The sequence below is a fragment of the Pseudactinotalea sp. genome (assembly GCF_048594945.1).
Taxonomy (GTDB): Bacteria; Actinomycetota; Actinomycetes; order Actinomycetales; family Beutenbergiaceae; genus Pseudactinotalea.
On sequence record NZ_JBMDXJ010000225.1, the window covers coordinates 1 to 3,236 of the forward strand.

Annotated in this window: 4 protein-coding genes and 1 pseudogene; 4 read left to right on the plus strand and 1 reads right to left on the minus strand. The window is 69.1% G+C overall.

Going from position 1 to position 3,236, the window contains the following annotated elements:
• Both ACOJSN_RS09700 and ACOJSN_RS09705 read left to right on the plus strand, forming a co-directional pair.
• On the plus strand, positions 1–686 hold a 686-nt coding region (locus tag ACOJSN_RS09700; RefSeq protein WP_420112290.1), incomplete at its 5' end, for a DUF624 domain-containing protein.
• The gene (locus ACOJSN_RS09705; protein ID WP_420112291.1) at positions 683–1,189 is read left to right on the plus strand and encodes a phosphoribosyltransferase; all 507 of its coding nucleotides are present in this window, start codon (positions 683–685) and stop codon (positions 1,187–1,189) included. The genes ACOJSN_RS09700 and ACOJSN_RS09705, both read left to right, overlap by 4 nt.
• 4 nt (positions 1,190–1,193) lie before the next feature.
• Here the strand turns inward: ACOJSN_RS09705 and ACOJSN_RS09710 are convergent, their stop codons facing one another.
• On the minus strand, positions 1,194–1,775 hold the full coding sequence (locus ACOJSN_RS09710; protein ID WP_420112292.1) for a TetR/AcrR family transcriptional regulator: 582 nt from the start codon (positions 1,773–1,775) through the stop codon (positions 1,194–1,196).
• Positions 1,776–1,868: 93 nt separating this feature from the next.
• Between ACOJSN_RS09710 and ACOJSN_RS09715 the strand changes: the two genes are divergently transcribed.
• Both ACOJSN_RS09715 and ACOJSN_RS09720 read left to right on the plus strand, forming a co-directional pair.
• The gene (locus ACOJSN_RS09715; RefSeq protein ID WP_420112293.1) at positions 1,869–2,819 is read left to right on the plus strand and encodes an ABC transporter ATP-binding protein; all 951 of its coding nucleotides are present in this window, start codon (positions 1,869–1,871) and stop codon (positions 2,817–2,819) included.
• Positions 2,816–3,236, plus strand: a pseudogene (locus ACOJSN_RS09720) (ABC transporter permease); the annotation flags it as partial. The gene ACOJSN_RS09715 and the pseudogene ACOJSN_RS09720, both read left to right, overlap by 4 nt.

A 3,236-nucleotide genomic window follows, 5' to 3' on the forward strand; every position in this document is an offset into this window, starting at 1 on the left:
ATCGGCTCGGTGAAGGGCTGATGCAACGCCTCCTGCACCTGCACCAACAAGCCGGCCGCCTCGGGCTACGGCTGCTCTACCTGCAACTGCTCTGGATCGGCCACACCCTGCGCGGCGGCATCCTGCTGGGAGCCTTCCCCGCCACCGCAGCCGCGCACGCCGTGCTGCGCGAACACGAACGCGACGGCCTCCACCAAGACCTACCGAGCTGGCGTACCACCAGAACCTCGTTCGGTGCGCACTGGCACCGCGAGCTCTGGCCCGCCAACCGCCTCGGCGCCGCCCTCGTGACGATCTGGGCCGTTCTGCTGGCCTCCCGCGCCGTGGTCGAGAACCTCGACCTCGGCACACCCACCCCCCTGCTCGCCGGCACACACACCATCCTCGGCATCACCCTCGGACTCGCCACCGCCATCGTCTGGCCACTACAAGCCCACTTCAACGACAGCACCCCCGCACTACTGCGCCGAGCCCTGATCCTCCTCCTCGGCCGCCCCGGCACCACACTGCTCACCGGAGCCGGCGTCGGCCTCATCCTCAGCGCCTACTACCTCCTCCCCGGCCTCATCCCCGTCTTCGGCACCACCGCACCAGCAGCGATCACCACCGCATGCCTCTGGCACACCGGCATCCTCGCGGCAGGCCCTGCGGATCGGCCGACCGTGCGGCTACCCTCGGCGACGTGACCGCGTACCACGCCGACGCCGGCGAGCTGCCTCAGAAGGAGGTGCTGACGTGGGACGGGTTCGGCACCGCGGGCCGCGAGCTCGCGCAGCAGATCGCCGACTCCGGCTTCGCACCCGAGATCGTCATCGCCGTCGCGCGCGGCGGGTTGATCCCCGCCGGGCATCTCGCCTACGCGCTGGGGCTCAAGCTCGCGGACGCGATCAACGTCGAGTTCTACACCGATGTCCACGAGACGCTGCCGGACCCGGTGCTGCTCGCGCCGATGCTCGATGTCGAGGCGATCCAGGGGAAGCGGCTGCTCGTGGTCGACGACGTCGCCGACTCCGGGCGCACCCTGGCCCTGGTGCTCGAGATCCTCCGGGGGATGGGTGCCGACGCGCGGAGTGCGGTGCTCTATCTCAAGTCCGCCTCCGTGGTCGCACCCGACTATGCGTGGCGTCGCACTGACGAGTGGATCGTGTTCCCGTGGTCCGCCGAACCACCGGTCACGCCGGGCGGTTGATCCCTCAGCGCTCAGTCTGCTGTGCCCGACCAGCGAGGGCTGCGTCGAAGAACGCCTGATGAACCTCCTCGGCGTACTCGGCGGAGATCTGGTCCGGGTCCGCCAGCCGGCGGATCATCAGCCCCTCGTGCAGCGCGCTGCGCACCAGCGCCGCCGTCGGAGCCTCGTCGGCGCTGACGCCACGGGTCTGCTGCAGGCCGGCCGAGACCATCTGATCGATCTGCTGGTACCGGCGGGCGAGCTCACGATGCAGCTCGGGAGAGGTCCGTAGCGCGTACAGGATCACCTCGAGGGACAAGGTTGCCCAGGGCAACTCGAACAGCTCGCCGGCTCCGATCTCGATGTCCGGCTCCTCCGTCTCGTCGAAGGCGACTTCGATGCGGCGATCGACGACGGCGAGGAACAGATCGTCCTTGCCGGCGAAGTTCGCGTAGACCGCACCCTTGGTGAAGCCGGCGTGCCGTGCGATCTCGTCGAGCGACGCACCGTGGAATCCCTTGTCGGTGAACACCTCCATCGCGGCCCAGATCAACTGGTCGCGCGTCTGCGCCTGCCGCTCGCTGCGGGTCTTCGGACTCTCGCTCATCGCTCGCTCCCGGTGGTGTCCCGTGTGCCTGGAGACCGGTCGGCTGTTGACATGCTGCAGAGTATCGACATACTGGTCGGTATCCAAATACCGATGAGTATGCGAAAGGCTCCGATGCTGACCGTGCACGGCGTGACGAAGCGATTCAAGAAGGTGGTGGCCAACGACGGCGTCAGTCTCGACGTGGCTCCCGGGCAGGTGGTCGGTCTGCTCGGGCACAACGGAGCGGGCAAGACGACGCTGGTCAACCAGGTCGTCGGGATCGCCAAACCCGATGCCGGCTCGATCACGGTTGACGGCATCGACGCTGTTGCGCATCCGCAGCAGGCGCGCCGTCGTTGCGCAATCCAGGCTCAGGCCAACGTGCCGATCATCGGCCTGACCCCGGCACTCGCCGTCGAGCTCGTCGGACGCATTCGGGGAGCGAGGCGTGACGAGGTCCGCGCCCGCGCAGCCGAACGATTCGCCCGGCTCGGGCTCGAGGAGTGGCTGGAGCGCCCGACGGACAAGCTCTCCGGCGGGGTCCAGCGCCTCGTTGCCTACGCGATCGCCACCGCAGTGCCGGTGCCGTTGGTGGTGCTGGACGAGCCCACCAACGATGTCGACCCGGTGCGGCGTCGACTGCTGTGGCAGGAGATCCGGCGTGAGGCCGATGACGGGGCGGCCGTGCTGCTGGTCACGCACAACGTCAACGAGGCCGAGCGGGCCGTCGACCATCTCGTGGTCCTCGACCAGGGCGTGGTGGTGGCGCGCGGCACGCCCAGTCAGCTCACCGCTCACCTCCGCGACAGACTCCGGCTGGAGCTTCGTTCCGCACCCGGAGCGACGCCTCCGGCACCGCGCGGCGCGGTCGTGACCGAGGTACGCGACGGTGCTCTGAGCGCCACCGTGGCGGCCGCGGACGCCGAGGACGTGATCGCCTGGACACGTTCCGCGCAGCGGGCCGGCGACATCGAGACCTTCGCCGTGCAGCCGGTGTCGCTGGAGGACGCCTACGTGCAGCTCACCACGACAGCGCGCGAGCCCGAGGGGGCGGAAGCATGAATGCAGTCAGCGACTGGCTCCGCGCCTGGTGGCTCCTGATCCGCTGGAATGCGGCATCCTCGCGGGTGATCCTGCCGCTGTCGATCATCGTGCAGATCATGATGGCGGTCGGGATCGTGATCGGTTTCGGATTCCTCGCCCCGGTCGACGACCCGGACGTGGCGCTGCGACTGTCCACCGGTGCGCCCACGATCCAGTTGCTCACCACCGGGCTGGTGATCGTGCCCCAGGTCGTCGGCGGGATGAAGCAGCAGGGCAGCTACGACTGGTTCCGCTCGCTGCCCGCGCCTCGCTCGGCGTTCCTGTTCGCCGACCTCACCGTGTGGACGCTGGTCAGCCTGCCCGGCGTGGTGCTCGCGGTGGTCGTCGCGGCGATGAGGTACGACCTGGACCTGAGTCCCTCGCCCGCCGCACCAC

Bases quoted from the DNA above. Each gene is read 5' to 3' on its own strand.
- ACOJSN_RS09710 (WP_420112292.1), bottom strand. From the start codon at position 1,775: ATGAGCGAGAGTCCGAAGACCCGCAGCGAGCGGCAGGCGCAGACGCGC.
- ACOJSN_RS09715 (WP_420112293.1), top strand. From the start codon at position 1,869: ATGAGTATGCGAAAGGCTCCGATGCTGACCGTGCACGGCGTGACGAAG.